The 24,994-nt window shown below is 70.7% G+C and carries 28 protein-coding genes, 1 tRNA gene and 1 pseudogene; 10 read left to right on the forward strand and 20 right to left on the reverse strand.

The features are described from left to right. Positions 1 to 22 precede the first annotated feature (22 nt). The 7 genes from lpxK to tsaD all read right to left on the reverse strand — a co-directional run bounded on the left by lpxK (position 23) and on the right by tsaD (position 5,414). Positions 23 to 1,012: a tetraacyldisaccharide 4'-kinase gene (gene lpxK, locus AACG61_RS02900; protein ID WP_411838527.1), complete on the reverse strand. Its 990-nt coding sequence runs from the start codon at positions 1,010 to 1,012 to the stop codon at positions 23 to 25. Then, complete coding sequence (locus tag AACG61_RS02905; RefSeq protein ID WP_411838528.1) at positions 1,009 to 2,250, reverse strand: 3-deoxy-D-manno-octulosonic acid transferase; 1,242 nt, start codon at positions 2,248 to 2,250, stop codon at positions 1,009 to 1,011. Before AACG61_RS02905 ends, lpxK begins: the two co-directional genes overlap by 4 nt. Then, a complete protein-coding gene (locus tag AACG61_RS02910) occupies positions 2,250 to 2,495 on the reverse strand; it encodes a DUF4170 domain-containing protein (protein ID WP_411838529.1) in 246 nt (81 codons plus the stop codon). The genes AACG61_RS02905 and AACG61_RS02910 overlap by 1 nt, the downstream gene beginning before the upstream one ends. A gap of 225 nt (positions 2,496 to 2,720) precedes the next feature. Continuing rightward, positions 2,721 to 3,140 carry an EVE domain-containing protein gene (locus AACG61_RS02915; protein ID WP_411838530.1) on the reverse strand — a complete coding sequence of 140 codons (420 nt, stop codon included), beginning with the start codon at positions 3,138 to 3,140 and terminating at the stop codon, positions 2,721 to 2,723. After that, positions 3,140 to 3,412, reverse strand: a complete 273-nt coding sequence (locus AACG61_RS02920; RefSeq protein ID WP_411839454.1) for a YciI family protein — start codon at positions 3,410 to 3,412, stop codon at positions 3,140 to 3,142. Before AACG61_RS02920 ends, AACG61_RS02915 begins: the two co-directional genes overlap by 1 nt. Continuing rightward, positions 3,412 to 4,350 (reverse strand): NAD(P)H-dependent glycerol-3-phosphate dehydrogenase, encoded by a 939-nt coding sequence (locus AACG61_RS02925; RefSeq protein ID WP_411838531.1) that lies wholly within the window; start codon positions 4,348 to 4,350, stop codon positions 3,412 to 3,414. Before AACG61_RS02925 ends, AACG61_RS02920 begins: the two co-directional genes overlap by 1 nt. Next, entirely contained in the window at positions 4,347 to 5,414 is a 1,068-nt protein-coding gene (tsaD, locus tag AACG61_RS02930; protein ID WP_411838532.1) for a tRNA (adenosine(37)-N6)-threonylcarbamoyltransferase complex transferase subunit TsaD, read from the reverse strand. The genes AACG61_RS02925 and tsaD overlap by 4 nt, the downstream gene beginning before the upstream one ends. A 66-nt stretch (positions 5,415 to 5,480) precedes the next feature. On the opposite strand from tsaD, the gene AACG61_RS02935 reads away from it, so the two are divergent. From AACG61_RS02935 to AACG61_RS02950, 4 genes are all read left to right on the forward strand, one after another. Beyond that, a complete protein-coding gene (locus tag AACG61_RS02935) occupies positions 5,481 to 6,143 on the forward strand; it encodes a uroporphyrinogen-III synthase (protein WP_411838533.1) in 663 nt (220 codons plus the stop codon). A gap of 112 nt (positions 6,144 to 6,255) precedes the next feature. Further along, positions 6,256 to 7,536 (forward strand): COG4223 family protein, encoded by a 1,281-nt coding sequence (locus AACG61_RS02940; RefSeq protein WP_411838534.1) that lies wholly within the window; start codon positions 6,256 to 6,258, stop codon positions 7,534 to 7,536. Between the two features lie 10 nt (positions 7,537 to 7,546). Next, a complete protein-coding gene (locus AACG61_RS02945) occupies positions 7,547 to 9,283 on the forward strand; it encodes a heme biosynthesis HemY N-terminal domain-containing protein (RefSeq protein ID WP_411838535.1) in 1,737 nt (578 codons plus the stop codon). A gap of 94 nt (positions 9,284 to 9,377) precedes the next feature. Continuing rightward, positions 9,378 to 9,453, forward strand: a tRNA-Thr gene (locus AACG61_RS02950). A gap of 504 nt (positions 9,454 to 9,957) precedes the next feature. Here AACG61_RS02950 and AACG61_RS02955 read toward each other — a convergent pair. From AACG61_RS02955 to purC, 7 genes are all read right to left on the reverse strand, one after another. After that, positions 9,958 to 11,289 carry a glutamine synthetase family protein gene (locus tag AACG61_RS02955; protein ID WP_411838536.1) on the reverse strand — a complete coding sequence of 444 codons (1,332 nt, stop codon included), beginning with the start codon at positions 11,287 to 11,289 and terminating at the stop codon, positions 9,958 to 9,960. A gap of 4 nt (positions 11,290 to 11,293) precedes the next feature. Next, complete coding sequence (locus tag AACG61_RS02960) at positions 11,294 to 12,118, reverse strand: ABC transporter permease (RefSeq protein WP_411838537.1); 825 nt, start codon at positions 12,116 to 12,118, stop codon at positions 11,294 to 11,296. Further along, a complete protein-coding gene (locus AACG61_RS02965; protein WP_411838538.1) occupies positions 12,115 to 12,996 on the reverse strand; it encodes an ABC transporter permease in 882 nt (293 codons plus the stop codon). The genes AACG61_RS02960 and AACG61_RS02965 overlap by 4 nt, the downstream gene beginning before the upstream one ends. Before the next feature lie 50 nt (positions 12,997 to 13,046). Beyond that, entirely contained in the window at positions 13,047 to 13,781 is a 735-nt protein-coding gene (locus tag AACG61_RS02970; protein ID WP_411838539.1) for a transporter substrate-binding domain-containing protein, read from the reverse strand. A 24-nt stretch (positions 13,782 to 13,805) separates the two neighbouring features. Next, positions 13,806 to 14,615, reverse strand: a complete 810-nt coding sequence (locus AACG61_RS02975) for an ABC transporter ATP-binding protein (RefSeq protein ID WP_411838540.1) — start codon at positions 14,613 to 14,615, stop codon at positions 13,806 to 13,808. Positions 14,616 to 14,708: 93 nt separating this feature from the next. Next, positions 14,709 to 14,948 (reverse strand): phosphoribosylformylglycinamidine synthase subunit PurS, encoded by a 240-nt coding sequence (purS, locus tag AACG61_RS02980; protein ID WP_411838541.1) that lies wholly within the window; start codon positions 14,946 to 14,948, stop codon positions 14,709 to 14,711. A 14-nt stretch (positions 14,949 to 14,962) separates the two neighbouring features. Continuing rightward, positions 14,963 to 15,724, reverse strand: a complete 762-nt coding sequence (gene purC, locus AACG61_RS02985) for a phosphoribosylaminoimidazolesuccinocarboxamide synthase (RefSeq protein WP_411838542.1) — start codon at positions 15,722 to 15,724, stop codon at positions 14,963 to 14,965. Between the two features lie 129 nt (positions 15,725 to 15,853). Between purC and AACG61_RS02990 the strand changes: the two genes are divergently transcribed. Next, positions 15,854 to 16,168, forward strand: a complete 315-nt coding sequence (locus AACG61_RS02990; RefSeq protein ID WP_411838543.1) for a DUF1476 domain-containing protein — start codon at positions 15,854 to 15,856, stop codon at positions 16,166 to 16,168. 16 nt (positions 16,169 to 16,184) lie between these two features. On the opposite strand, the gene AACG61_RS02995 is transcribed toward AACG61_RS02990, so the two are convergent. The 3 genes from AACG61_RS02995 to secG all read right to left on the reverse strand — a co-directional run bounded on the left by AACG61_RS02995 (position 16,185) and on the right by secG (position 19,206). Continuing rightward, a complete protein-coding gene (locus AACG61_RS02995) occupies positions 16,185 to 16,895 on the reverse strand; it encodes an MrcB family domain-containing protein (protein WP_411838544.1) in 711 nt (236 codons plus the stop codon). After that, positions 16,784 to 18,427, reverse strand: a complete 1,644-nt coding sequence (locus AACG61_RS03000; RefSeq protein ID WP_411838545.1) for a CTP synthase — start codon at positions 18,425 to 18,427, stop codon at positions 16,784 to 16,786. Before AACG61_RS03000 ends, AACG61_RS02995 begins: the two co-directional genes overlap by 112 nt. 146 nt (positions 18,428 to 18,573) lie before the next feature. Continuing rightward, positions 18,574 to 19,206, reverse strand: coding sequence for a preprotein translocase subunit SecG (secG, locus tag AACG61_RS03005; protein ID WP_411838546.1), 633 nt, complete (start codon positions 19,204 to 19,206; stop codon positions 18,574 to 18,576). Between the two features lie 72 nt (positions 19,207 to 19,278). Between secG and AACG61_RS03010 the strand changes: the two genes are divergently transcribed. The 5 genes from AACG61_RS03010 (at position 19,279) to AACG61_RS03030 (ending at position 23,514) form a co-directional block, all read left to right on the forward strand. Further along, a complete protein-coding gene (locus tag AACG61_RS03010) occupies positions 19,279 to 20,709 on the forward strand; it encodes a cobyric acid synthase (RefSeq protein ID WP_411838547.1) in 1,431 nt (476 codons plus the stop codon). Between the two features lie 72 nt (positions 20,710 to 20,781). Beyond that, positions 20,782 to 21,741 carry a 4-hydroxy-3-methylbut-2-enyl diphosphate reductase gene (ispH, locus tag AACG61_RS03015; RefSeq protein WP_411838548.1) on the forward strand — a complete coding sequence of 320 codons (960 nt, stop codon included), beginning with the start codon at positions 20,782 to 20,784 and terminating at the stop codon, positions 21,739 to 21,741. Between the two features lie 75 nt (positions 21,742 to 21,816). Beyond that, positions 21,817 to 22,443 carry a glutathione S-transferase family protein gene (locus AACG61_RS03020; RefSeq protein WP_411838549.1) on the forward strand — a complete coding sequence of 209 codons (627 nt, stop codon included), beginning with the start codon at positions 21,817 to 21,819 and terminating at the stop codon, positions 22,441 to 22,443. Further along, positions 22,436 to 22,885, forward strand: coding sequence for a ribonuclease HI (rnhA, locus tag AACG61_RS03025; protein ID WP_411838550.1), 450 nt, complete (start codon positions 22,436 to 22,438; stop codon positions 22,883 to 22,885). The genes AACG61_RS03020 and rnhA overlap by 8 nt, the downstream gene beginning before the upstream one ends. Beyond that, positions 22,882 to 23,514, forward strand: a complete 633-nt coding sequence (locus AACG61_RS03030; RefSeq protein ID WP_411838551.1) for a trimeric intracellular cation channel family protein — start codon at positions 22,882 to 22,884, stop codon at positions 23,512 to 23,514. Before rnhA ends, AACG61_RS03030 begins: the two co-directional genes overlap by 4 nt. Positions 23,515 to 23,793: 279 nt before the next feature. On the opposite strand, the gene AACG61_RS03035 is transcribed toward AACG61_RS03030, so the two are convergent. The 3 genes and pseudogenes from AACG61_RS03035 to AACG61_RS03045 all read right to left on the reverse strand — a co-directional run bounded on the left by AACG61_RS03035 (position 23,794) and on the right by AACG61_RS03045 (position 24,918). After that, positions 23,794 to 24,096, reverse strand: coding sequence for a hypothetical protein (locus AACG61_RS03035; RefSeq protein ID WP_411839552.1), 303 nt, complete (start codon positions 24,094 to 24,096; stop codon positions 23,794 to 23,796). 33 nt (positions 24,097 to 24,129) lie between these two features. Continuing rightward, positions 24,130 to 24,418 (reverse strand): annotated as a pseudogene (locus tag AACG61_RS03040) (transposase); the annotation flags it as partial. A gap of 101 nt (positions 24,419 to 24,519) precedes the next feature. Then, positions 24,520 to 24,918, reverse strand: coding sequence for a group III truncated hemoglobin (locus AACG61_RS03045; RefSeq protein ID WP_411838552.1), 399 nt, complete (start codon positions 24,916 to 24,918; stop codon positions 24,520 to 24,522). Positions 24,919 to 24,994: the final 76 nt, after the last annotated feature.

Consider the following 24,994-nt stretch of genomic DNA (forward strand, 5'->3'; position numbering starts at 1 on the left):
TTCAAACCGCGATCGCGGCCCCTCAGGCCGGGCGGGGGAACAGCCGGTCCAGCGCCGCGGTCAGGGCCGCGTCGTCACGCAGCGCCAGGCGTACCGGCAGGGCCATGACCTTGGGGCGGAAGCTGCGCGGCAGGCGGGCCGCGTCCTTTTCCGTGGTGACCAGCTGCGCGCCCAGCAGCCGGGCCTCGGTCTCGAGGCGCGTCAGCAGGGCGGGGGTGAAGGGCTGATGGTCGTCCAGCCCCTCGGCGCGCAGCACCTCGGCGCCCAGATCGCGCAGGGTGGCGAAGAACTTCTCGGGGTGCCCGATGCCCGCAAAGGCCAGCACCCGGTGCCCGCGCCAGTCGAAGCCCATCTGCAGCGGCGCCAGCCTGCCGCGCAGATGCGGCGGTGCGCCGGGCGGGGCGGTGAAGGCGGCCTGCGCGGCGTCCGGCCCGATCGACAGCAGCAGATCGGCCCGCGCCAGCCCGGTGGCCACCGGCTCGCGCAGCGGCCCCGCGGGGATGCACAGCCCGTTGCCGAAGCCCTTGGCCGCATCCACCACCACCACGCCGAGGTCGTGTGCCAGGGCGGGGTCCTGAAAGCCGTCGTCCAGGATGATCGCCTGCGCCCCGGCCGCCACCGCCGCGCGGGCGCCCGCCACGCGGTCGCGCGCGACCCAGACCGGGCCGAAGGCCGCCATCAGCAGCGGCTCGTCCCCGGTCAGGGCGGCGTCATGGGTCCGCTCCTCGACGCGCAGGGGGCCGGTGGCGCTGCCCCCATAGCCCTTGGAGACGACATGCGCGGCCACGCCCCGCGCGGCCAGCACCGTCATCAGGTGGATCACCGTGGGCGTCTTGCCGGTGCCGCCCGCGTTCAGGTTGCCCACGCAGATCACCGGCACGCCCACGCGCTCGCGCGGACCCGCGGCCAGCCGGCGCGCCGTCGCCCGCGCATAGGTCGCGCCAAGCGGCGCCAGCATGCGCGCGCGCAGCACCGGCGGGGTCCGGAACCAGAAGGCGGGCGCGCGGGTCATGCGGGGACCTTCGCGCGCGCGTCCATCGCGGCCGCGACGCGTTCGGCGATGCCGATGGCCACGTCGGCCCCGCCGGTGCTGACCGTCCAGGCGTTGCTGGCCAGGGTGGCGATGGATTCGGGCTGGGTCAGTTCGGTGATGGCCTGGGCCATGTCCTCGGGGCTGCGCACGAGGCGCGCGGCCTGGGCGCCGGTCAGCTGACGCCATTCGGTCTCGAAGGGGCCGTGGCGGGGGCCGTGCACGATGGCCGAACCCAGGGCTGCGGGTTCGAACGGATGGCGCATCGCGTCGGCCTCTCCGGACAGGGTGCCGCCCATGAAGCTGACGGGGGCCAGGCGATACCACAGGCCCATCTCGGTCGGGCCGTCGGTCAGCAGGACCTGGATCTCGTCGCCGAAATCCTCGTCCTCGCTGCGGCGGGCGACGGTCAGGCCCTGGGCCTCGATGTCCCGCGCGAGGCCGTCGATGCGCGCCGGGTCGCGCGGCGCCAGGATCAGCAGCGCCCGGTGCGAACGGCGCAGCGCGGCCTGATGGGCGGCGAGGACCGCGGCCTCCTCGGATTGCGGCAGGCTGGCGGCGAACCAGGCATGGCGGCCGTTCAGCTGCTGGGCCATGGAGACGCGCTCGGTCTCGGAGCAGCGCAGCGGTTCGCGGATCTCGGAGACGGGACCGGTCATGGTCAGCCGTCCCGGCACCAGGCCCATGCGCCGCGCGACGGCGTGGCTGGCGGCGTCCGACAGCAGCACCGCATCGATCAGCGACAGCAGGTGGCGGCGCAGGCTGGCCTGCATGCCCCAGGCCAGATCGGCGGGCGAGAGGCGCGCCTCGGCCAGGATCAGCGGGATGGCGCGGGCCGAGGCGGCGGCGATCAGCGCCGGGGGCAGATCGCCCCCCAGCAGCAGCACGGCGCGCGGGTGCGCACGGTCGAGCAACTGGGCGACCAGGACCGGATCGCGGGCCAGCTCGGCAGGTGTCAGCCGCAGGACGCGGGCCGTCGGGCGCGCCCGCGACAGGCTGCGCAGAATCTGCGGCTCGGCCCGGACCGCATCGGGCGCGACATGGACCAGGATGACGGGACCGGTGCCTGCGGGCAGCAGGGGCAGCGCCGCGTCATTCGACACGCCGCGGCGCAGATGCAGCCACAGCGCCAGACGGCCGAGGCCAAGGCCGCCGGAGCGCCCCGGCGGCCCTTCGGCCGCAGGACCGTCGCCGGCGTCGCTGGCCCGGGCCAGGCTCATCAGCCGCCCAGTTCCTCGGTCGGGCTGACCTCGCGCTCCTCGTCGCGCAGGCGGTGCAGATGCGCGATGAAATAGCGGGTATGGGCGCTGTCCACGGTGCGCTGCGCCTCGGCCTTCCAGGCCTGGAAGGCGCTGGCATAGTCGGGGAAGATGCCGACCATGTGGATGGCCTTGGTGTCGCGGAACTTGGTGCTGGACGGATCGACCAGCTCGCCGCCGAAGACGAGATGCAGACGCTGGCTCATGGGACCTCCTGAGGGGCGTTTCAATCGGCCCGGACCCTAGCGCGGGCCGCGTCCGGGTTGAAGGCGATTTCGTTAAAATTGCGGGCGTTCGGGCTTTGCCGGGCGGCGTGCCGCGCGGCTATCCTGACACCCGAGGGCAGAAGCCCGGAACCATCGCGGGACGGGGTGTGCCCGCAGCAGGCCGCACGCCGGGCTGGCAGGTCCGGCGTGCGGTCGGGCCGCGCCTCAGCCGCGATCGCCCGACAGCTCCATCATCACCGCCCATTCGGCCTCGGTGACCGGCTGCACCGACAGGCGCGTGTTGGTGACCAGCGCCATGTCCTTCAGCCGCGGCTCGGCCTTGGCCTCCTCCAGCGTGACCGCGCGCGGCAGCTTGCGGACCGCGCGCAGATCGACGCATTCCCATTTCGGATCGGCCGCGGTGCTGTCGGGATGGGCGGGCGCGATGACCTCGCAGATGCCCACCGCCTCCTTGCCGATGTTCGAATGATAGAACAGGCCCAGATCGCCCACCGTCATGGCGCGCATGTTGTTGCGCGCCTGATAGTTGCGCACCCCGTCCCATTCCTCGCCTGCCTCGCCTTTGGCCACCAGGTCGTCCCAGCCAAAGACATCGGGCTCGGACTTGAACAGCCAATACGCCATCAGCCGATCACCTTCTTCCATTCGGTGACCTGCACATCACGGAACAGGCCCGCCGCGCGATAGGGGTCGGCCTCGGCCCAGGCCTGGGCCGCGCCCCGGTCGGCGCAATCCAGGATGACCAGTGATCCGCGCATCTCGCCGTCCTCGATCAGGGGACCGGCCATGGCCACGATGCCGCTGTCGCGGATATGGGCCAGATGCGCCTCGCGGGTGTCCAGGCGGGTCTGCAGGGCGCCGGGATTGTCCCGGCAGATCACGGCGAAAAGCGGCATCATTCCTCCTTCAGGGGTCGGGCCAGCAGGGCGTCCATGGCCTTTTCCACCGAAACCGCCCCTTCGGCAAGCCGCGCGACCATCCGCGCGATGGGCAGGTCCAACCCGTCGCGCAGCGCCAGCCGGTCCAGCGCGCGGGCCGTCGCCGCCCCCTCGACCGTGATGGCGGCGTCCCAGGGCGCGGCGGCGCCGATCGCCCGGCCGAAGCGGAAGTTGCGCGACCCGTCCGAGGTGCAGGTGAGCACCAGATCGCCCAGTCCCGACAAGCCGGTCAGCGTCTCGGGGCGCGCGCCCAGATGCGTGGCCAGGCGCGTCATCTCGGAGAATCCGCGGGTGATGATCGCGGCGCGCGCGCTGTCGCCCAGGCCCGCGCCGATGACCACGCCCGCCGCGATGGCGATGACGTTCTTCAGCGCGCCGCCCAGCTCCGCCCCCGCCACGTCGGTCGTCCGGTAGAGCCGCAGGACCGGGGTCGACAGCCCCGCCTGAAGCGCCGCGCCCAAGGTCGCGTCCGTGGCGGCCAGGGTCAGCGCGGTCGGCAGGCCGCGCGCGATGTCGGCGGCGAAGGACGGCCCGGTCAGCACCGAGACGCGGGCCTCGGGGACATGCGCCGCGATCAGCGCAGAGGGGCCGGTCAGTCGGGTCAGGTCGATGCCCTTGGCGGTGCTGACCAGCGCCCGCCCCGACAGATGCGCCCCCTGGTCGGCCAGGAACGCCCCCAGGGCCTGCGCCGGCAGCGCCAGCAGGATCGTGTCGCAGGCCAGCGCGGCCGGGAGGTCGTCGGTGACGGTCACCGCATCGGGCATGGTCACGCCGGGCAGGCGCGGGTTCTCGCCCCGCCAGCCGATCTGCCGCCCCCAGAGCGTCACCGGCCCGTTGGCGGTCAGCGCCACCGCCAGCGCCGTGCCGAAGGCGCCCGCGCCCAGGACCGCGATCATGCCTTGGCCCCCCGCTTGCCGCTGCCCAGCATGGGCGCCGCAGCCTGATCCAGCGGCCAGCGCGGGCGGGCCGACAGGGTCATGTCGTCGCGATGGCCCATGCGGAAGCGCTCGATCCCGGCCCATGCGATCATCGCGCCGTTGTCGGTGCAGAGCCGCAGGGGCGGGGCCAGGAACCGCGCCCCAGCCTCGGCCGCGACCCGTTCCAGCGCCGCCCGGATGGGTCCGTTGGCGGCCACGCCCCCCGCGACCGCGATGACCGGGACGGGCGACAGGGCCAGCGCGCGGCGGGTCTTTTCGGCCAGCACTTCGGCCACGGCCCGCTGGAAGGCGGCACACAGGTCGCGCCGGTCGGCCGCGCGCAGCCCGCCGTGACCCGCGATCAGCGCGTCGCGGGCGCGCAGAACGGCCGTCTTCAGCCCCGAAAAGCTCATGTCGCAGCCGGGCCGGTCCAGCAGCGGGCGGGGCAGGGGGATGCGGGCCGGATCGCCGCCCGCCGCCTCGGCTTCCACATGCGGGCCGCCGGGCTGGGGCAGGGCCAGCAGTTTCGCGACCTTGTCGAAGGCCTCTCCGGGCGCGTCGTCGATGGTGCCGCCAAGCCGGGTGAAGGCGTCCGGCCCGTCCACGCGCAGGAACTGGCAATGCCCGCCCGAGACCAGCAGCATCAGATAGGGATAGCCCACCCCGTCGGTCAGGCGCGGGGTCAGCGCATGACCCGCCAGGTGGTTCACCCCCACCAGCGGCAGGCCGGTGCCCGCGGCGATGCCCTTGGCGCACATGACCCCCGCCATCACGCCGCCGATCAGCCCCGGCCCGGCCGTGACCGCGATGCCCGTCAGCGCATCAAGGCCCAGTCCGGCCTCGCGCAGCGCCTGTTCGACGACCAGGTCCAGCCGTTCGGCATGGGCGCGGGCCGCGATCTCGGGGACCACGCCGCCGAAATCGGCATGCAGGTCGGACTGGCTGCTGACCACGCTGGACAGGATGCGGCGGTCGCCTGCGACCACGGCGGCGGCGGTGTCGTCGCAGCTGCTCTCGATGCCCAGAAAGATCGTCTCGGTCATGGCTCTTGCCCGGATCAGGGGGGACGCGTACCCACAGGGGCGTAACACCCGCCCGACAGGATGCCAATGCCGCCCGCGCCCCGCCCCCTGCTGCTGCTGACCCGACCCGAGGCGGAATCGCGGCGCGTCGCGGCGCGGATCGGGGCCGAGGCGATCATCGCGCCGGTCCTGCGCATCGTGCCGGTCGCGCATGACGGGGCCGTGCTGCAGCGGGCGCCGGGGCTGGTCTTCACCTCCGCGCAGGCGGTGGGCGCGGCGGGGCCGGGATGCGGCCGCCCCGCGATCTGCGTCGGAGAGCGCACCGCCGAGGCCGCCCGTCAGGCGGGCTTTGCGGTGACCGTCGGGCAGGGAACCGCCGACAGCCTCGCGCCGCTGATCGCGGCCAGCGGCGTGCCGCTGATCCATCCGCACGGGCGGCATCTGGCGCAGCGGCTTCCGGTGCCGGGGATGGTGGTCTACGACCAGCAGCCGCTGGCCCTGACGCCCCGGGCGCGGGCGGCACTGATGGGGGGGCGGGCGCTGGTGGTGCCGGTCTATTCGCCGCGGTCGTCGCGGCTTCTGTCGGTGATGGCGCAGGGGGCCCGCGCGCCGATCCGGCTGGTCGCGATCAGCGACCGGGCCGATGCCGCCTGGACCGCCCCGGCGGACCGGCGGGTCGTTGCCGATGTCCCCTCGGGGCAGGCCATGGATGCGGCGATTCGTCGGATGCTGGCGGCGGAACAAAGCTGACGACGGCGGGTTGAGCGTTCGGCCTGCGCTGATTAGGCTGCCGTCTGCGCCCGCAGGGGCGGCATCGGCGGCGCGGCCGCAGGACAAGACGGGCACGAGACGGGGACAGGACGTGACGACAGGACAGAACGACAATTCCGGGACGGACAAGCCGGCCACGCCCGACATCCGGCGCATCCCCGCCCATGTGGGCGTCGTGGCCCATGCGCCCGTCGGCGCCGGACAGCCCGCCCAGGCCGGTCAGCCCGGCGAGGTGACCGCCGACCGCTCGGGACTGGTCGGCGACGGCACCGACGGCCTGCCCGCGGCCGAGCCCAAGCGCGTGGCGACCCCGACCACGCCGACGACCCCGCCCTCCGAATCGGCCATGCCGAAGGTCGAGCGTCAGTCGTCCCCGCCCCCTGCCGCGCCGGTTTCCGCCGCGCCGGTGACGGTGCGTCGCACCGGCTTCTGGCCGGTGGCGTTCGGGGGCGTGGTCGCCGCCGGTCTGGGTGCCGCCGCGACCATCTATGCGCTGCCGCACCTGCCCGCGGGCTGGCTGCCCACCGCACCCGCGGCCGAGGCGCCCGCCGATCCGCAGGCCGCGCTGGACGCCGCCCGTGATGCGGGCCGCGCCGCGGCCGAGGAGGTTCTGGCCAACCAGCCCGCCGATGCGCCCGGCGCCGGTCTGCCGGCCGATCTGGAACAGCGTCTGGCGGCTTTGGAGGCGGGTGGCGGGACGACCGACGCCGATGCCCTGACCGCGCTGCAGCAGCGGCTGGATCAGCTGGAATCGCGTCCGGGCCTTGATCCGCAGGCCGTCCAGACGCTGCAGCAGCAGATCGAGGCCAGCGTCGCCGACGCGCAGGCTAGGCTGGCCGAGGTGCAGGCCCAGGCCGAGTCCCTGCAGGACGCGGCTGTCGAAAGCACGCGCCGCGCCGAGGCCGTGGCCGCCGTCGCAACGCTGCAGGGCGCGCTGGATGCGGGCGTGACACCCGATCAGGCGCGCGAGACGCTGGAGGGTGCCGGGCTGGAGACGCCCGAGGCGCTCCAGGCGCAGGTCCCCAGCCTGACCGAACTGCAGGCCGATTTCCCTGAGGCCGCCCGCGGCGCGCTGCGCGCGACCCTGCGCGAGTCCAGCGCCAGCGGCGAGGGGAACCTGCTGACGAACTTCCTGCGCGCCCAGACCGGCGCACGCTCGGTCGAGCCGCGCGATGGCGACGATGCCGATGCGATCCTGTCGCGCGCCGATGCCGATATGGCCGCGGGCCGCGTCGAGGCCGCGCTGGAGCAGCTGTCGGCCCTGCCGCCCGCCGCGGCCGAGGCCCCCGCCATGGCCGACTGGCTGTCGCGCGCAACCGCCTATTCCCAGGCACGGGCGGCACTGACCGACCTGTCCTCGGGCACGAATTGAGGGCCGCCGGATGCTGTTGTCTCTGCTGAAAATCCTGTTCTTCTTCGCGGTCGTCCTGGCGCTGGCCCTGGGGGCCGTGCAGCTGTCCGAAACCGGTCAGGTGCTGCGCCTGGAATATGGCGGCATGGAATATGCGCTCTCGCCCCTCAAGGCGCTGATCGCGCTTCTGGTGCTGATGGTCGCGGCTTGGGTGATCTTCAAGCTGCTGGGTCTGGCCATCGCGGTGCTGCGCTTTCTGGTCGGCGACGAGACCGCCATCAACCGCCACTTCGCCCGCTCGCGCGAGCGCAAGGGCTATGCCGCCTTCGGCGAGGGCATGCTGGCCGTCGCCTCGGGCGAGGGCAAGCTGGCGCAGGACAAGGCCGCGAAGGCCGCGAAATACCTCAACCGCCCGCACCTGACCAACCTGCTGGCCGCCCAGGCCGCAGAGGTTTCGGGCGACACCGCGCGTGCGGGCGACATCTATCGCAGCCTGCTGGACGATGATCGCACGCGCTTCGTCGGCATCCGCGGGCTGATGCGCCAGAAGCTGGCCGAGGGCGACACGCACAAGGCGCTGCTGCTGGCGCAGAAGGCCTATGCACTGAAGCCGCGCCACAAGGAGCTGCAGGACACGCTGCTGGAGCTGCAGACCCGCGAGCACGACTGGAAGGGCGCCCGCCAGACCCTGAAGGACAAGCGCGCACAGGGTGACCTGCCCAAGGATGTCGCGCTGCGCCGCGATGCGGTGCTGGCCCTGCAGGAGGCCAGCGACGTGCTGGCCGCAGGCAGCTCCATCAGCGCGCGCGAGGCCGCGATCTCGGCGGCCAAGGCCTCGCCGGATCTGGTCCCGGCGGCGGTGCTTGCCGCACGCAGCTATGTCGCGCAGAAGGATTTCCGCAATGCCTCGCGGATCCTCGAGAAGACCTGGTCGGTGCAGCCCCACCCCGATCTGGCCGCGGCCTACGCCGAAATCGTCCCGGACGAGACCCCGGCCGCCCGTCTGCGCCGCTTCGACGCGCTGATCCGCAAGAACCCGGAGCATCGCGAAACGCGCCTGCTGAAGGCCGAACTGCTGCTGGTCGCCGAGGACTTCCCCGGCGCCCGGCGCGCCTTGGGCGATCTGGCCGAGACCCATCCCACGGTCCGCACCCTGTCGATCATGGCAGCGGTCGAGCGGGGCGAGGGTGCCGATGACAGCGTCGTGCGCGGCTGGCTGACGCGGGCCCTGTCGGCCTCACGCGGGCCGCAATGGTGCTGCGACAAGTGCCACAACGTGATGGCGGACTGGGCGCCGGTCTGCGACAGCTGCGGTGGCTTCGACACGCTGACCTGGCGCGAGCCCGAGACCCGGCGCAGCGCCAGCACCGCCACCGGTGCCGAAATGCTGCCCCTGCTGATCGGCACGCCGCGCCAGCCCGAGGCGGAGGCGCCGGACCTGAGCACGCCCGTGCAGCCCCACCCGCCCGGACCCGCCGAACCCGAGGAGCCCAAGGCCTCGGCCCGTCGGGTCGAGATGGCTGCCGTCGCCCCCGGCATGGTCCCGCGCGAGAGCGACTATCGCGTCATCGACGAGCCGTCCTCGACCGTGACCACGCCGGAACCCGCTCCGGTGCCCGTCGCGGAACCCGCGCCGCACGTGATCCCGGCCGATCCCGAGCCCGCGGTAACCCCTGATCGGGCGACGGACTACGAGCCGGTGATGGTGCGCCCCGATGTGGAGCCTGCCGACGCCGCCGACTGGACCGAGACGCCGCCCCGCCGGTGACCGGCCCTGCAAGTACGGGGGGCGGCGCGAAAAAATCGCGCCGCCCCCCTTTCCTCGACGCCGGGAAGGTGCTATCCGCCCGACATCGTCGGAGGCCGCTGTAGCTCAGCTGGTAGAGCACGTCATTCGTAATGATGGGGTCGGGGGTTCGAGTCCCTTCAGCGGCACCACGATCACCGCCAAAAGGCCGCCCTCCGGGGCGGCCTTTCGCATTTCCGGCTGATGGGCGGTGGTCTGGTGGGTGAGGCGCGACCGACCCTCTTCGCGCGCACGGGGCCTGATCAGCGCCTTTAACCGCGTTATCTTGCACGCCCGCAGGTCGCGACGACACCGGCTCGCCGGCGGCCTTCATGATCGGCGATCTGCTTCGATGCTCTATCGGTGCCGTCAACGCGGACCGCGGGCAGGCATCTGGCAATCGATGACCCTGAGCCGCGCGCGGTCCGTTTCGGAACGGCGGTCCAGCGTAAAGATGCTCTGACCAGGCACATGTCCCGGCAGGTTACGGACGACCGTGGCAGCGACCTGCCTTGGAGGGCCCGGCCTTGACGCCCATCACCATCCGCAGGGCGTCACGAAATCGTCGCCGCAGTGGCTTGCGCCCAAGGTCACGCGTACACCGCATATCGGCGTTCCGGCGTTCCGGCGTTCCGGCGTTCCGGCGGTCTGCAGGATCAGACCGTATCCAAATACAGCTCCACCGTCTCCTCATCGGAGAGTTCGGCCATATAGTGCAGCTCCTGGCGCTTGGTCATCAGGTAGTTATCCACCAGATGCGCGGGCAGGATGCGGCGGATGTCGGGGCAGCGGTCAAAGGCCTCGATCGCCGCGCCCCAGTCTCCGGGCAGCTGGGCCAGGTTCTTGTCATAGGCGTTGCCCTTGAAGGGCTCGGGCGAGACCAGCTTGTCCTCCAGCCCGTTCAGCGCGGCACCCAGGATGGCCGCGATGGTCAGATAGGGGTTCACGTCGCCGCCGGCCACGCGATGCTCGATCCGCCGGGCCTTGGGGCCGGAGGAGGGGATACGGATGGCCGCGGTGCGGTTCTCGTAGGCCCAACCGATGCCGGTCGGCGCATGCGCATTGGGCACCAGCCGATCATAGCTGTTCTCGTGCGGGGCGAACAGCAGCGTCGAGCCGGGCATGGCGCGCAGGCAGCCCGCCACGGCATGGCGCAGCGCCTCGGTGCCCTCCTCGCCGCCATTGTCGAAGATGTTGCGCCCCGCCCGGTCCAGGATCGAGAAATGCATGTGCATTCCGTTGCCGGAGAAGGTCTCGTAGGGCTTGGCCATGAAGCTGGCCGCGAAGCCGTATGTCCGGGCGATGCCCTTGACCAGCATCTTGAAGAACCAGGTGTCGTCGGCGGCCTTCAGCGGATCGGCCTGATGCATCAGGTTGATCTCGAACTGGCCCGGCCCCGCCTCGGAGATGGCGGTGTCGGCAGGGATGTCCATCGATTCGCAGGCGTCGTAGAGCGTGGTGAAGAACTGGTCGAACGCGTCCAGCGCGCGCAGCGACAGGACCTCGCCGCCGGTCCGGCGCTTGCCCGAACGCGGGCTGGGCGGCACGCGCAGGGTCTTGCCGCTGTCGTCGATCAGGAAGAACTCCAGCTCGGTCGCGACCACGGGGGTCAGGCCCGCGGCCTTGTAGCGGTCGGCCACGCGCGCCAGCGCCTGGCGCGGATCGCCCTCGTAGGGGCGCCCGTCGGGGTGGAACATCCACAGCGGCAGCAGGCCCGTGGGCGCGTCCAGCCAAGGCATGGGCAGAAAGCCCCGCTCCGTCGGCAGCAGCAGCCCGTCCGGGTCGCCCGATTCGAAGACCAGCGGGCTGTCCTCGACATCCTCGCCCCAGATGTCCAGGTTCAGCACGGAATAGGGAAACTTGGTGCCCTCCTCCAGCAGCTTGCCGGCGTATCGGGCGGGGATGCGCTTGCCGCGCGCGACACCGTTCAGGTCGGCTGCCGCCACGCGGATCGTCTTGACCTCGGGGTGTTCGCGCAGCCATTCCATGGGATCATCTCATCAGCTGGGGACGGTATCGGATGCGGGAGGCCGCCCCGGGCAGGTGCCGGTTCAGCCGCCGGTTCACCCTGCCGAAGACCCAGATCAAAGCCAAGGTGGCGGCGATGAAATAGGCCGCGGCGATGGGATAGGCCACGAAGGGGTTGAAGGTCCGGTCCGCGAAGTAGCTGGCGTAGTAGAGCGCGTCGCCCTTCTGCTGGAAGGCCGGAAAGCCCGAGAAATAGACCAGCGTCGTGGCGTGGAACAGGAAGATCGCCTCGTTCGTGTAGCTGGGCCAGGCCAGGCGCAGCATGGTCGGCCAGACGACGCGCCGGAAGCGTTTCCAGCCCGTCAGGCCATAGGCGTCGGCGGCCTCGACCTCGCCCCGGGGGACCGACATCAGCGCGCCGTGAAAGATCTGCGCGCTGTAGGCGGCGGTGTTCAGGATCAGCACGATCAGCGCCCCGGCCCAGGCCCGCGTCAGCCAGCTGGTCTGGACGGTGATGCCCATGACCTCGATGCCCGCGCGGGGCAGCAGGACCAGCGCCTCGTAGGCGATGAAGAACTGGATGAAGAGGGGGCTGCCCCGGAAGACGAAGATGAAGGCATCGGCGGGCCTGCGCAGCCACGGATTGCCGCTGGCCTTGGCCAAGGCCACGCCGGTCGCGATGAAGAAGCCCACCGACAGCGCCAGGACCGCGAAATAGACGTTCCAGATCAGGCCCGATCCGATCAGGACCGCCTGCTGGCACAGGTCATAGCCCTCGCGCGGCAGAAGCCGCTCGCCATAGCCGATCGAGCGCAGGGCATAGGCCTGGATGGTCTCGACGCAGCTCATGCCGGGGCTCCCTTGCGCAGAGCCTCGCCGCCAAGGGTCGCCTGACCGCGCGACAGCCGCCGCGTGACGCGGCCCAGCACGCGCTCCGAGATCCAGGTCATGCCCAGATAGAACACCAGGATCCCCAGGAAGTAATAGAGCCGCCAGTCGGGATGCGGATAGCTGAAGGCGCTGGTCTTGGACCCGCCCAGCTCGCGCGCCCAATAGACGATGTCCTCGACCCCCAGCAGGAACAGAAGCGGCGTGGCCTTGATCAGGATCATCCACAGGTTCGACAGGCCGGGCAGGGCATAGGTCCACATCTGCGGGATCAGCACGCGGCGGTTCACCTGGGCGGGCGACATGCCATAGGCCTCGGCCGTCTCCAGCTGGGCGCGGGGCACGGCGGCCATGGCGCCCGACAGCACGTTGGCGGCAAAGGCGCCGAAGACGATGGAGAAGGCGATGACCGCCAGGAAGATGCCATAGACGTCATGCACCCAAGGCGCGGCGTCGTTCAGCGGCAGCTTGGCCGCGGCGCAGACGACGAAGTCGTTGCCCTGACGGACCGGCGCATCGCTGTCGCACAGCACCTGATGGCGCACCCATTCGAAGCCTTGGTCCAGCGCGATCGGCACGAACAGAAAGAAGATGATGTCCGGCACGCCCCGCACCATCGAGGTGTAGATCCCCCCGAACCAGCGCAGCGGCGCGATGCGCGAGCGGCTGGCCATGGCGCCGCCAAAGCCGAACAGCAGCGCGATGGGCGCGGTGATCGCCAGAAGCAGCAGCACCGTCCCGAAGCTGGCATAGAACAGCAGATGCGTGCCCGAGGTCAGGTAGCACGACAGCCAGGCAAGCCCCTGCAGCAGGGACGGATCGGAGCAATATGCGAACATGGGACGTCCCGAAGGGCCGCCGCGGCACGGGTCCGCGGCGGCGGGTCAGATCATTCGAACAGCAGCGCGTCGTCGCCGAACCACTTGGTGATCATCGCGTTCAGGCTGCCGTCCTCCTTCATCGCGGTGATCTGCGCGTCGAACTTCTCCAGCAGCTCGGTGTCGGACTGGCGCAGGCCCATGCCGATGCCCTCGCCCAGGGCGACCTGGTCCTTGCCCTCGACCCAGACCAGCTCTCCGCCGGATTCCTCAACGATAGGGGCCAGAAAGTCGCGATCGGCCAGGATCGCGTCGGCCTCGCCGTTGCGGACCGCGGCGACGGCCTGGTCGGGGTTCGGGAACTCGATCAGCGTCGCGCCGCTCTCGGCGACATAGCCGGCCTGGATGGTGCTGGTCTGGGCCGCGACGATGCCGCCCTCGACGTCGACGTCAGCCGCCAGCGCCGCATAGGCCGACGGGGTCGGCGGGGTATAGGGCTGGGTGAAGGCGATGACCGCCTGGCGTTCGGCGTTGATGTTCATGCCGGCCATGATCGTGTCATAGTTCGACGACACCAGGTTCGGGATGATCGAATCCCAGTCGTTGCGCACCCAGGTGCAGTCCAGCTCGGCGCGCTTGCACAGCTCGTTGCCCAGCTCGATCTCGAAGCCGGTGACCTCGCCGGTGGCGTCGTCGATGAAGTTGTAGGGCGCATAGGCGCCCTCGGTGCCCATGCGGATGGTCTGGGCCTGGGCCAGGCCCGCGGTCAGCATCAGCGCGGCGGCGGCGATCGTCAGCGATTTCATTCGGCGGTCTCTCCTGTTGGTTTCTTATGTCGCCATCGTGGCCGACAGGAAGCCGCGCAGACGCTCGGTCTGCGGGTTCCCGAACAGCCGGTCCGGCGGGCCTTCCTCGCAGATCACGCCCTGATGCAGGAACACGACGTGATCGCTGACATCGGCGGCCAGCCGCATGTCATGGGTGACCAGGATCATCGTGCGATGCTCTCCGGCCAGATCCTTGATGACCTTCACCACTTCCTGCTGCAGCTCGGGGTCCAGCGCGCTGGTGGGTTCGTCGAACAGCAGCGCCTTGGGCTGCATGCACAGCGCGCGGGCGATGGCCGCACGCTGCTGCTGGCCGCCCGACAGCTGCGCGGGCCAGGCGTCGGCCTTGTCGCCGATGCCGACCTTGGCCAACAGGGCGCGGGCGCGGGCCTCGACGGCGGCGCGATCCTCGCCCAGCACGGTGACGGGGGCCTCCATCACGTTCTGCAGGATCGTCATGTGCGCCCAGAGGTTGAACTGCTGGAACACCATCGACAGGTTGGTGCGCATGCGCGTGACCTGGGCGCGGTCGGCGGGCTGGCGGGCCTGCCCCTGACCTTTCCAGCGGACCGGTTCGCCCTCGAACAGGATCTCGCCGGCCTGGCTGTTCTCCAGCAGGTTGCAGCAGCGCAGCAGCGTGGACTTGCCCGACCCGGACGATCCGATCAGGCTGATCACATGGCCGCGCGGCGCGGTCATGGAGACGCCCTTCAGCACCTCCAGCGGGCCGTAGGACTTGTGCAGGCCTCTGATCGCGATGACCGGTTCGTCAGGCGCGTCGGCGGTCCGGGGGGGCTGGTTCTGGGTCATCATCCGCACATTGGGCGTCAAACGCGCGCGTTTTGCAACGGGGTGCAGGGGACAACCTGCCCATATGGGCAGGCTGCCGCAGCGTCAGCCCGGCTCTCAGGCAATCTCGATCGAGTATTTCTCGATCACGGTGTTGGCCAGCAGGCCCTCGCACATGCGCGCCACCTCGGCGCGGGCGGCCTCGGGGTCGGTGCCGGTCAGGTCCAGCTCGATCAGCTTGCCTTGGCGGACGCCGGAGACGTCCTTGTGGCCCAAGCCCCCCAGGGCGTGGCGGATCGCCTCGCCCTGGGGGTCCAGGACGCCGTCCTTCAGCATGATGGTGACACGTGCTTTCATGGCGGCGTTCCTTCTCAGTTGATCGCGGTCGGTTTCAGGCTGGTGGTGTTCGCGGGCATCAGGCCCAGCCTGCGCGCCACCTCGGTATAGGCGTCGGTCAGGTTGCCCAGATCGCGGCGGAACACGTCCTTATCCAGCTTCTGGCCGGTCTTGACGTCCCACAGCCGGCAGCTGTCGGGGCTGATCTCGTCGGCCACGATCAGGCGCATGAAGTCGTTGTCCCAGACCCGGCCGATCTCGATCTTGAAGTCGATCAGCTTGATGCCCGCACCGTAGAAGACCCCCGACAGGAAGTCGTTCACCCGCAGCGCCAGGCTGACGATGTCGTCCAGATCCTGCTGCGTCGCCCAACCGAAGGCGATGATGTATTCCTCGGACACCATCGGATCGCCCAGTTCGTCGTTCTTGTAGCTGTACTCGACGATGGGGCGGGGCAGGGCCGCGCCCTCCTCCAGCCCGAGGCGCTTGGAGAGCGATCCGGCGGCAAAGTTCCGCACGATCACCTCCAGCGGGATGATCTCGACCTGCCGGATCAGCTGCTCGCGCATGTTGATGCGGCGGATGAAGTGGTTCGGGACGCCGATATTCGTCAGCCCGTTCATGAAGAACTCGGACAGGCGGTTGTTCAGCACGCCCTTGCCTTCGATGGTGGCGCGCTTCTGCGCGTTGAAGGCGGTCGCGTCATCCTTGAAGTACTGGATCAGCGTGCCGGGTTCCGTGCCCTCGTAGAGGATCTTGGCCTTGCCTTCGTAAACTTTCTTGCGCCGCGGTGCCATGGGCCCACCGTCCTTTCGCATGTCCCTGAAGGTGCGGCTTACCCCGGATTGCCGGTCGGGGGCAATACGAGCCTTGCAGGGCCGGGGGACGCCGCCCTATCTTCGGGCAGGAGCAGACAGGAGTGTCCCATGTCCACCTTCGACGACCGAGAGCGCGCCTTCGAGACCAAGTTCGCCCATGACGCCGATCTGCGCTTTCGCGCCGAGGCGCGGCGCAACCGCCTGCTGGGCGAATGGGCGGCCGCACAGCTGGGCCATGAGGGCGACGACGCTCGCGCCTATGCCATGAGCGTCGTCAGCGCCGATTTCGACGAACCCGGCGAGGAGGACGTCTTCCGCAAGCTGGAGGCCGACCTGGAAGGCGTCGCCGACGCCGCCACGATCCGTGCCCAGATGGCCCGCCTGATGGACGAGGCCCGCCGCCAAGTCGCCGAGGAGGACTGACCGCCCGGGCCGCGAATCACCCGGCCACCGCCAGGCGATAGAGGTCCAGCAGCCGCGTCAGCACCGCGCCGAACCCCGCGGGGTCCGGCGTTCCCGCCGACCAGTCGCGCCACAGCACCGACCCCGCGCGATAGCCCTGCGGCAGATCGCCCGGCGGCGCCAGCGGGCAGGGACCGGGCATCAGCCCCGCTCCGACCGCATCGCCCAGGGCCGCCCGCGTCGTCGCCGCCCGCGTGCGCAGTGCGGCGCGCCCGGCCTCGGGCCCCAGATCGCGCAGCGCATCCGCCGCCCCGTGCTGCAGCGACAGCACCACCCGTTCCGCCAGCGGATCGACGAAAGCCACGACATAGAGACCGTGGCGCATGCTGCGGGTGACCTGCGGCGCGAACCACGCGACCCAGGGGACGGCGGCCCAGCCCGGCGCGCCGGTGCTGGCGCGCACCATCAGCGTCTCGGGGCGCGCGGCGACCGCGGCCCGCGCCATCGCCGCCACGTCGCGCCGGAAGAACGCCGCGAAGGCGCTGCCCGCGACCGCGTGGCGACGCTCGAACGCATAACGCCGCGCGGTCAGCGACAGCGCGGCGTCCAGCGTGGCGGGAAAGGGGTCGGGCGCGGTCAGACCAGCCGCCCTTCCTCCATGGCCGCGCGCACGAAGCCCGCGAACAGCGGTGCCGGTTCGAAGGGCTTGGATTTCAGCTCGGGGTGGGACTGCACGCCGATGAACCACGGGTGGTCGGCATATTCCACGACCTCGGGCAGCTTGCCGTCGGGCGACATGCCCGAGAAGCGCAGCCCCGCGGCCTCCAGCTGTTCGCGATAGGTCGCGTCCACCTCGTAGCGGTGGCGGTGGCGGTCCTCGATCTCGGTCGCGCCGCCGTAGATGTCGGAGATGCGCGAGCCTTCGGTCAGCACGGCGGTATAGGCGCCGAGGCGCATCGTGCCGCCCTTGTCGTCGCCGACCTTGCGGCTGACGGTATAGTTGCCCTGCACCCATTCCTTCAGGTGATAGACGACCGGGGTGAACCGCGTCTGCCCGGCCTCGTGGTCGAACTCCTCGGACCCCGCGTCGGGCATGCCCGCCAGGTTGCGCGCGGCCTCGATCACGGCCATCTGCATCCCCAGGCAGATGCCCAGATAGGGCACCTTCTTCTCGCGGGCATAGCGGGCGGCGGTGACCATGCCCTCGGTGCCGCGCTCGCCGAAGCCGCCCGGCACGATGATGCCGTGATAGCCGTCCAGCAGATGCGCGCCCTCGCCCTCCAGCTTCTCGCTGTCGACCCAATCGGCCTTGACGCGGACCTTGTTGGCCATGCCGCCATGGGTCAGCGCCTCGGCGATGGATTTGTAGGCATCCTCCAGCTGGGTGTACTTGCCGACGATGGCGATGTTCACCTGGCCCTCGGCATGCTCCAGCCGGTCCATCACGTCCTCCCACCGCGACAGGTCGGGGCGGGGTGCGGGGCTGATCTGGAAGGCGTCCAGCACCGCCCGGTCCAGACCCGCGCGATGATAGGCCAAGGGCGCCTGATAGATGGTCTTCAGGTCATAGGCCGGGATGACCGCATCGGGACGCACGTTGCAGAAGAGCGCGATCTTGGCGCGCTCCTTCTCCGGGATCGCATGCTCGGACCGGCAGACCAGCACGTCGGGCGCCAGACCGATCGACTGCAGCTCCTTGACACTGTGCTGCGTGGGCTTGGTCTTCAGCTCTCCGCTGGCGGCCAGATAGGGCAGCAGCGTCAGGTGCATCAGGATGCATTCGCCGCGCGGCCGCTCGTGGATGAACTGGCGAATCGCCTCGAAGAAGGGCAGGCCCTCGATATCGCCGACCGTGCCGCCGATCTCGCACAGCATGAAGTCGACCTCGTCGTCGCCGATCGACAGGAAGTCCTTGATCTCGTTGGTGACATGCGGGATCACCTGGATGGTCTTGCCCAGGTATTCGCCCCGGCGCTCCTTCTCCAGCACGTTGGAATAGACGCGCCCGCTGCTGATGCTGTCGGTCTTGCGCGCGGCCACGCCGGTGAAGCGTTCGTAATGGCCCAGGTCCAGGTCGGTCTCGGCGCCGTCGTCGGTGACGAAGACCTCGCCATGCTCGAAGGGGCTCATCGTGCCGGGATCGACGTTCAGATAGGGGTCCAGCTTGCGCAGGCGGACGGTGAATCCCCGCGCCTGCAGCAGCGCCCCCAGTGCCGCCGATGCCAGCCCCTTGCCAAGGCTCGACACGACGCCGCCGGTGATGAAGATGTAACGCGCCATGAGGCCCCCGTGATGTGCGGTTCAGGTTCGGCCCGTCCGAATGGGTCAGACCACGGGACCGGCGAGATACCCGATTCGCCCCGTGGTCGCAACGGACCGCAAGTGGATCGGGGCGATCCGACGACCGCCCCGTGATGGTGTCTTGATCAGTTGGCCGGGGCGGGTGCCGCCGGGGCCGTGTCCGTCGTCGTGTCCGTCTGTGCGGGCGCGGCCTGCGTGGCGGGTGCCTCGGCCGGGGCCTCCGCCGCGGGCGTCTCCGCCGGAGCCGCGGGGGCCTCGGCTGCCGGTGCCGCAGCCTCGGGGGCGGGCGGGGTCAGCGCGTCGGCCGGCGCCGTTGCAGGGGCCTCGGTCGAAGGGGCCTCCGTCGCGGGAGCTTCCGCCGCGGGTGCGGCCGGGGTGGCCGCGTCCGGCGCGGGCGGGGTCAGCGGGTTGCCGCCGGTCGCGGGCGGCGGGGTATAGGTGCCGATGCCCGGCAGGGCGGGCGCCCCGGCGGGGGCTTCGGTCGGGGCCTGGCCGCCGAACTGGTCCATGATCGAGCCGTTGCTGGCCTCGCGCGCCGCCAGGATCGTCAGCGCGATCGAGGTCACGAAGATCGCCGTGCCCAGGATCCAGGTCGCGCGCGTCAGCATGTTGGCCGCCTGGCGGCCCGACATCACGCCGCCGCCACCGCCGCCGCCGCCGCCCATGCCCAGCCCGCCCCCTTCGGAACGCTGCAGCAGGACGACCCCGGCCAGCAGTACTGCCAGGATCAGATGGACGGTCAGGATGACGTTTTCCACGGCTTTCGGCCTTTCATTCACGGACGCGCCTATCTAGTCACCTGTCAGGGTGATGGCAAGCGAGAGTGTCCCATGCCGGCAGTGATGATCCAGGGCACCGGCTCGAACGTGGGCAAGTCGATGCTGGTCGCGGGCCTGTGCCGCGCGGCACGCAGGCGCGGCCTGTCCGTCGCGCCCTTCAAGCCGCAGAACATGTCGAACAACGCCGCCGTCACCGCCGATGGCGGAGAGATCGGCCGCGCCCAGGCCCTGCAGGCCCGCGCCTGCGGGCTGGAGCCGCTGACCGACATGAACCCCGTCCTGCTGAAGCCCGAGACCGACCGCGGCGCGCAGCTGATCCTGCAGGGCCGCCCCATCGCCCGGGCCGAGGCGCGCGATTACCAGGCCCTGAAGCCGCGCCTTCTGGCGGGCGTCCTGGAGAGTTTCGCGCGCCTGTCGGCCGCGCATGAGGTGGTGATCGTCGAGGGGGCGGGCAGCCCCGCCGAGGTGAACCTGCGCCCCCGCGACATCGCCAACATGGGCTTTGCCCGCGCGGCGGGGGTGCCCGTCGTGCTGGCGGGCGACATCGACCGGGGCGGGGTCATCGCCCAGATCGTGGGCACCCAGGCCGTGATCGACGCGGACGACGCCGCGATGATCCGCGGCTTCCTGATCAACAAGTTCCGCGGCGATCCGCGCCTGTTCGATGACGGCTACCGGATGATCGAGGCGCGCACCGGCTGGCGCGGCTTCGGCGTGGTGCCCTGGTTCGCGGATGCGCATCGCCTGCCGGCGGAGGATGCGGTCGATCTGCGGGCGGGGCGGGGGAGCGGTCTGCATGTCGTCTGCCTGACGCTGTCGCGGATCGCCAATTTCGACGATCTGGACCCGCTGGCGGCCGAGCCGGAGGTGCGGCTGACCATGCTGGGGCCGGGCCGGGCGATTCCGGGCGATGCGGACCTGGTGATCCTGCCCGGCACGAAATCGACCCTGGGCGATCTGGCCTTTCTGCGCGCGCAGGGCTGGGACGTCGACCTGGCCGCGCATCATCGGCGCGGCGGGCATGTGCTGGGCATCTGCGGCGGCTATCAGATGCTGGGCCGGGTGATCGGCGATCCCTCGGGCGCGGACGGGCTGGCGGGGCAGGTGGCGGGCCTGGGCCTTCTGGACGTGACCACCGTGATGGCTGCGGACAAGCGGCTGACCCGCGTGACCGGCACAGCCCTGGGCCAGCCGGTCTCGGGATACGAGATCCACATGGGCCGCACGACCGGTCCCGACTGCGCGCGGCCTTTCGCCCATATCCCGGAACCCGACGGCGCGGTCAGCGCGGATGGGCGGGTGAGCGGCAGCTATCTGCACGGGCTGTTTTCGGATGATGCGTTCCGGGCGGCGTTCCTGGCCCGGTTGGGGGTCGCGTCGCGGCCGGGATACGAGGCCGGGGTGGACGCCGCGCTGGACGAGCTGGCCGATCATCTGGAGACGCATCTGGATGTCGCGGGGCTGCTGGCGCTGGCGCGCTGAGCGGCGCGGCGGTCGGGCGGTTGTGACCTTCTGGTGCTGGACGAGACGGGGGCTTCGCGCTACCTGAGGGGCATGGAACAGATCAAGCCCCCCCTGAAGCTCTATCTGGCCGCGCCGCGCGGCTTTTGCGCGGGCGTCGACCGCGCGATCAAGATCGTCGAGATGGCGCTGCAGAAATGGGGCGCCCCGGTCTATGTCCGCCACGAGATCGTGCACAACAAATACGTCGTCGACCAGCTGCGCGATCAGGGCGCGGTCTTCGTCGAGGAGCTGGACGACTGTCCCGACGACCGGCCGGTGATCTTCTCGGCCCATGGCGTGCCCAAGGCGGTTCCCGCCGAGGCGCAGCGCCGCCAGATGGTCTATGTCGACGCGACCTGCCCGCTGGTCAGCAAGGTCCATATCGAGGCCGAGCGTCACCACGCAGCGGGGCTGCAGATGGTCATGATCGGCCATGAGGGCCACCCGGAGGTGCTGGGCACCATGGGCCAGCTGCCCGAGGGCGAGGTGATCCTGGTCGAGGACGTGGCCGACGTGGCCCGGATCGCGGTCCGCGACCCCGAGCGTCTGGCCTTCATCACCCAGACCACCCTGTCGGTCGACGACACCGCCGCCGTGGTCGCGGCGCTGCAGGCGCGCTTTCCCGCCATTGTGGGTCCGGCCAAGGAGGACATCTGCTATGCGACCACCAACCGTCAGGCGGCGGTCAAGGCGGTGGCGCCGCATGTCGACGCGCTGCTGGTCATCGGGGCCGAGAACTCCAGCAACTCCAAGCGCTTGGTCGAGGTCGGCCGATCGGCGGGATGCGGCTATGCGCAGCTGGTGATGCGGGCGGCCGAGATCGACTGGCGCGCGCTGGAGGGGATCGGCAGCATCGGCATCACCGCCGGGGCCAGCGCCCCCGAGGTGCTGATCAACGAGGTGATCGACGCCTTCCGCGACCGGTTCGACGTGAGCGTCGAGGTGGTCGAGACCGCCGTCGAGCGGGTCGAGTTCAAGGTGCCGCGCGTGCTGCGCGAGCCCGCGGCCTGAGGGCTGGCCGAGAGCGCCGGGGCTCTGCCCGTCGCCGGCTGGTCCGTGGACCCGTGGCGCACCCGGGATATTTTCGTGAAGAAGAAGGGGGGTCCGGTGAGGCTCTATTCCATGCCGTCTTCCGGCAACAGCTACAAGGTGCGGCTGCTTCTGGCGCTGCTGGGCCGCGATTGCGCGCTGATCGACGTCGAATATGGCAGCCCCGCGCTGGAGGCGGCGCATCGGGACGGTCGCCTGCCCCTGGGCAAGGCGCCGGTGCTGGAGCTGCCGGATGGCCGGCTGCTGCCCGAATCCAACGCGATCCTGTGCTGGCTGGGCGAGGGGACGCGGTTCTGGCCCGGGGACGCCGTCGTTCGGGCCGATATGCTGGCCTGGATGTTCTGGGAGCAGAACCAGCATGAGGGCGTGATCGCCGTGCGGGCCGCGCTGGCCTGGTATCCGCACCGCGCCGTCGATGCGACGCCCGAGCGGATGGCGGCGCTGCTGGAGGCGGGGCATCGGCTGCTGGGCCGGATGGAGGCGCATCTGGCCGGGCGCGACTGGCTGGTGGGCGATGCGGTCAGCCTGGCCGACATCTGCCTTTATGCCTACACCCATACGGCGGGCAGCCGGGGCGGGTTCGACATGGCGCGGTTCCCGGCCGTGACGGCCTGGCTGGACCGGGTCGCGGCGCTGCCGGGGGCTGTGGGGCTGGATGCCTGAGCTGTTCGCCTGGACCGACGGCGCCTGCAGCGGCAATCCCGGCCCCGGGGGCTGGGGCGTGCTGATGCGCGCGCTGGACGGCGCCACCGTGGTCAAGGAGCGCGAGCTGCAGGGCGGGGAGGCGCAGACCACCAACAACCGCATGGAGCTGATGGCCGCGATCAGCGCGCTGGAGACGCTGACGCGCCCCAGTCAGATCGTGATCGTGACCGACAGCAATTACGTCAAGAACGGCGTGACCCAGTGGATCCACGGCTGGAAGCGCAACGGCTGGAAGACCGCGGACAAGAAGCCCGTCAAGAATGTCGAGCTGTGGCAGCGGTTGGATGCGGCCCAAGCCGCGCATGCGGTCGAGTGGCGCTGGATCAAGGGCCATGCCGGTCATGCCGAGAACGAGCGCGCCGACGAGCTGGCCCGCGCCGGGATGGCGCCCTTCAAATGACGCTGGATACGCTGGTCACGGTGCTGGATTACGGCTCGGTGCTGATCTTTGCGCTGACCGGGGCGCTGGTGGCCAGCCGGGCGCAGCTGGACCCGGTGGGCTTCGTCTTCATGGCAGCGCTGACGGCGGTGGGTGGCGGCACGCTGCGCGACCTGATCCTGAACCGCGAGGCGGTGTTCTGGGTCGCCAATCCGTCCTATGTGCTGCTGGCGGCGGGGGCGGCGCTGACCGTCTTCTGGACCGCGCATCTCTTGGAGAGCCGCCAGCGCTGGCTGGTCTGGCTGGACAGCGTGGCCCTGGCCGTGGCGGTGGCCGCGGGCGCGGGCGTCGCGATGGAGGGCGGGTTCGGCCCGGTCATCGTGGTCATCATGGGCATCGCCACCGGCACCTTCGGCGGGCTGATGCGCGATGTCGTGGGCAACGAGGTGCCGCTGGTCTTCAAGCAGGGCGAGCTGTATCTGACCGCCGCCTTCGGCGGTGCGGTGGCGGCGGTGGGGCTGGTCTGGCTGGGCGTCGCGCGGGCCGAGGCGCTGATCGCGGGGGCGGTCGTCGTCTGGGTGCTGCGGGCGGGCAGCCTGATGCTGGGCTGGCGGCTGCCGCTCTACAAGCCGCGCCCGCCGCGGCGCTAGGCTTTGGACGCGGGCAGCGGGCTCGTCCGGCTGACGGGGCCTTACGCCTCTGCCGGCATCCGCAGGGTGACGGTTCCAAGCGTGTCATGCGCGTCGAATCTCAGCCAAGGCCATTTTCGTCTGAGATCGCCTTGGGGGCATCGTCCTGTCCGTGACATGCCGCCAATGTGATGCAGGTCCGATGCGGCCATCTCGGCGGCGTGCCCGATCTCGTTCGACAGCAGTCCTGACTGCGGCATCGTCGGAACCGCGTCCTGTGGAGACATCAAGGGCCTGCGGTCATGCGGGCAACGGTGGTGCGCCCGGTCGATCAGGCGGCATGCGAAACCCGAACCTCGGATACTGGATCGGCCGGTTGGCACGCGCACGGCGCTGACGGACCAGATCAGAAGCCTTCTGGTTGAGCGTGGACGGGTCGTCGCCCACGGCCATGCCCGGTCGCGACGCCTGCTCGCGGAGCTGCTGGACCCCGGTGCGGGTCAGCTCGGTCCGCACATGGCATTCCTGCTTAGGGACATGCGTGGGCGTCGGGGCGGACTTGACTGCCGCCTTGCCGCTGATGACGCGCGAGTTCGCGGCCATGGCCCGGACCGATGAGCGGGCATACCTTCCCCACCGAAGTCTAGTGGCCATACGATGCGCCTTGAGGGAGGTCGCGTCGATCATTGCCGTCTTTGGAACGGCGGCCTTGGGGAGCCAAGCTCTCCGTCATCCGGGAGAAGACGCTTTTGTCGCTCCACGACTTCCGACGGTTGCAGAGGGTCTTGGGCCGCCCATGGTCATTGGGTGCGTCGCGCCAGCACAACCCATTGCGGTTGAACGGGATCACTCCGCTCACCACCCGCCGCTTATCGACCTGCGGCTTGCCGTGGCTTTTGGGAAGGAAGGGTTCCAGCCGCGCCATCTGTGCCTCTGTCGGAAAAGGTTGCTCATCCTCACCGCCGTCATTTCGGGGGGTGGATCACGCAGACCGCACGGCCTCGGGCAGATCGACAGTTTCCGATCCTAGCGCAGCACCGGCGGCCCCGCGCGGCCCGCGTCGATGTTCTGGACCCCGGCCCGCAGCCCCTGGCCGATGCGATGCGCCAGCTGCGACCAGGCCCGCGCCGACCAGGGCGGCAGGGTGCGGCGCAAAGCCTCGTCGAAGAGCGCCAGCCAGATCTCGAAATGCTCGGGGCGGACATTGCCCGCGGACAGATGCGCGCGCATCGGGCTGCCGTTGTAGCCCGCCTTGTGCAGGATCGCGCCCTTCCAGAAGGCCGCGATGCGGTCCTCATGCGCGGGCCAGTCGCCGACATGCTCGGCAAAGATCGGGGCCAGCACCTCGTGGCGGCGCACGGCGCCGTAGAAGACCGCGACCACGCGGGCAATCTCGGCTTCGGTGATGTCGAAACGGGGGTCCATCCGTCGCATCTGGGACAGGCGCCGCCCGGTTGCAAGGGGCCGCGTGCCGCCGTAAGGGAGGCCACCCGGTCGCAGC

It is taken from the genome of Paracoccus sp. ME4, assembly GCF_046736325.1.
GTDB lineage: Bacteria > Pseudomonadota > Alphaproteobacteria > Rhodobacterales > Rhodobacteraceae > Paracoccus.

Excerpts from the sequence above, each read along its gene's own strand:
- AACG61_RS02920 (WP_411839454.1), bottom strand. The coding sequence starts at position 3,412 with ATGCCGCTTTTCGCCGTGATCTGCCGGGACAATCCCGGCGCCCTGCAG.
- AACG61_RS03030 (WP_411838551.1), top strand. The coding sequence starts at position 22,882 with ATGACGCTGGATACGCTGGTCACGGTGCTGGATTACGGCTCGGTGCTG.
- AACG61_RS02970 (WP_411838539.1), bottom strand. The coding sequence starts at position 13,781 with ATGAAATCGCTGACGATCGCCGCCGCCGCGCTGATGCTGACCGCGGGC.
- AACG61_RS03000 (WP_411838545.1), bottom strand. The coding sequence starts at position 18,427 with ATGGCGCGTTACATCTTCATCACCGGCGGCGTCGTGTCGAGCCTTGGC.
- AACG61_RS02905 (WP_411838528.1), bottom strand. The coding sequence starts at position 2,250 with ATGAGCCTGGCCCGGGCCAGCGACGCCGGCGACGGTCCTGCGGCCGAA.
- AACG61_RS02945 (WP_411838535.1), top strand. The coding sequence starts at position 7,547 with ATGCTGTTGTCTCTGCTGAAAATCCTGTTCTTCTTCGCGGTCGTCCTG.
- AACG61_RS02925 (WP_411838531.1), bottom strand. The coding sequence starts at position 4,350 with ATGATCGCGGTCCTGGGCGCGGGCGCCTTCGGCACGGCGCTGGCGGTG.
- AACG61_RS02935 (WP_411838533.1), top strand. The coding sequence starts at position 5,481 with ATGCCGCCCGCGCCCCGCCCCCTGCTGCTGCTGACCCGACCCGAGGCG.
- purS (WP_411838541.1), bottom strand. The coding sequence starts at position 14,948 with ATGAAAGCACGTGTCACCATCATGCTGAAGGACGGCGTCCTGGACCCC.
- AACG61_RS03035 (WP_411839552.1), bottom strand. The coding sequence starts at position 24,096 with ATGGCCGCGAACTCGCGCGTCATCAGCGGCAAGGCGGCAGTCAAGTCC.
- AACG61_RS02910 (WP_411838529.1), bottom strand. The coding sequence starts at position 2,495 with ATGAGCCAGCGTCTGCATCTCGTCTTCGGCGGCGAGCTGGTCGATCCG.
- lpxK (WP_411838527.1), bottom strand. The coding sequence starts at position 1,012 with ATGACCCGCGCGCCCGCCTTCTGGTTCCGGACCCCGCCGGTGCTGCGC.
- purC (WP_411838542.1), bottom strand. The coding sequence starts at position 15,724 with ATGGCACCGCGGCGCAAGAAAGTTTACGAAGGCAAGGCCAAGATCCTC.
- AACG61_RS02955 (WP_411838536.1), bottom strand. The coding sequence starts at position 11,289 with ATGGAATGGCTGCGCGAACACCCCGAGGTCAAGACGATCCGCGTGGCG.
- tsaD (WP_411838532.1), bottom strand. The coding sequence starts at position 5,414 with ATGACCGAGACGATCTTTCTGGGCATCGAGAGCAGCTGCGACGACACC.
- AACG61_RS02915 (WP_411838530.1), bottom strand. The coding sequence starts at position 3,140 with ATGGCGTATTGGCTGTTCAAGTCCGAGCCCGATGTCTTTGGCTGGGAC.
- AACG61_RS03045 (WP_411838552.1), bottom strand. The coding sequence starts at position 24,918 with ATGGACCCCCGTTTCGACATCACCGAAGCCGAGATTGCCCGCGTGGTC.
- AACG61_RS02965 (WP_411838538.1), bottom strand. The coding sequence starts at position 12,996 with ATGTTCGCATATTGCTCCGATCCGTCCCTGCTGCAGGGGCTTGCCTGG.
- rnhA (WP_411838550.1), top strand. The coding sequence starts at position 22,436 with ATGCCTGAGCTGTTCGCCTGGACCGACGGCGCCTGCAGCGGCAATCCC.
- AACG61_RS03010 (WP_411838547.1), top strand. The coding sequence starts at position 19,279 with ATGCCGGCAGTGATGATCCAGGGCACCGGCTCGAACGTGGGCAAGTCG.
- ispH (WP_411838548.1), top strand. The coding sequence starts at position 20,782 with ATGGAACAGATCAAGCCCCCCCTGAAGCTCTATCTGGCCGCGCCGCGC.
- AACG61_RS02990 (WP_411838543.1), top strand. The coding sequence starts at position 15,854 with ATGTCCACCTTCGACGACCGAGAGCGCGCCTTCGAGACCAAGTTCGCC.
- AACG61_RS02960 (WP_411838537.1), bottom strand. The coding sequence starts at position 12,118 with ATGAGCTGCGTCGAGACCATCCAGGCCTATGCCCTGCGCTCGATCGGC.
- AACG61_RS02975 (WP_411838540.1), bottom strand. The coding sequence starts at position 14,615 with ATGATGACCCAGAACCAGCCCCCCCGGACCGCCGACGCGCCTGACGAA.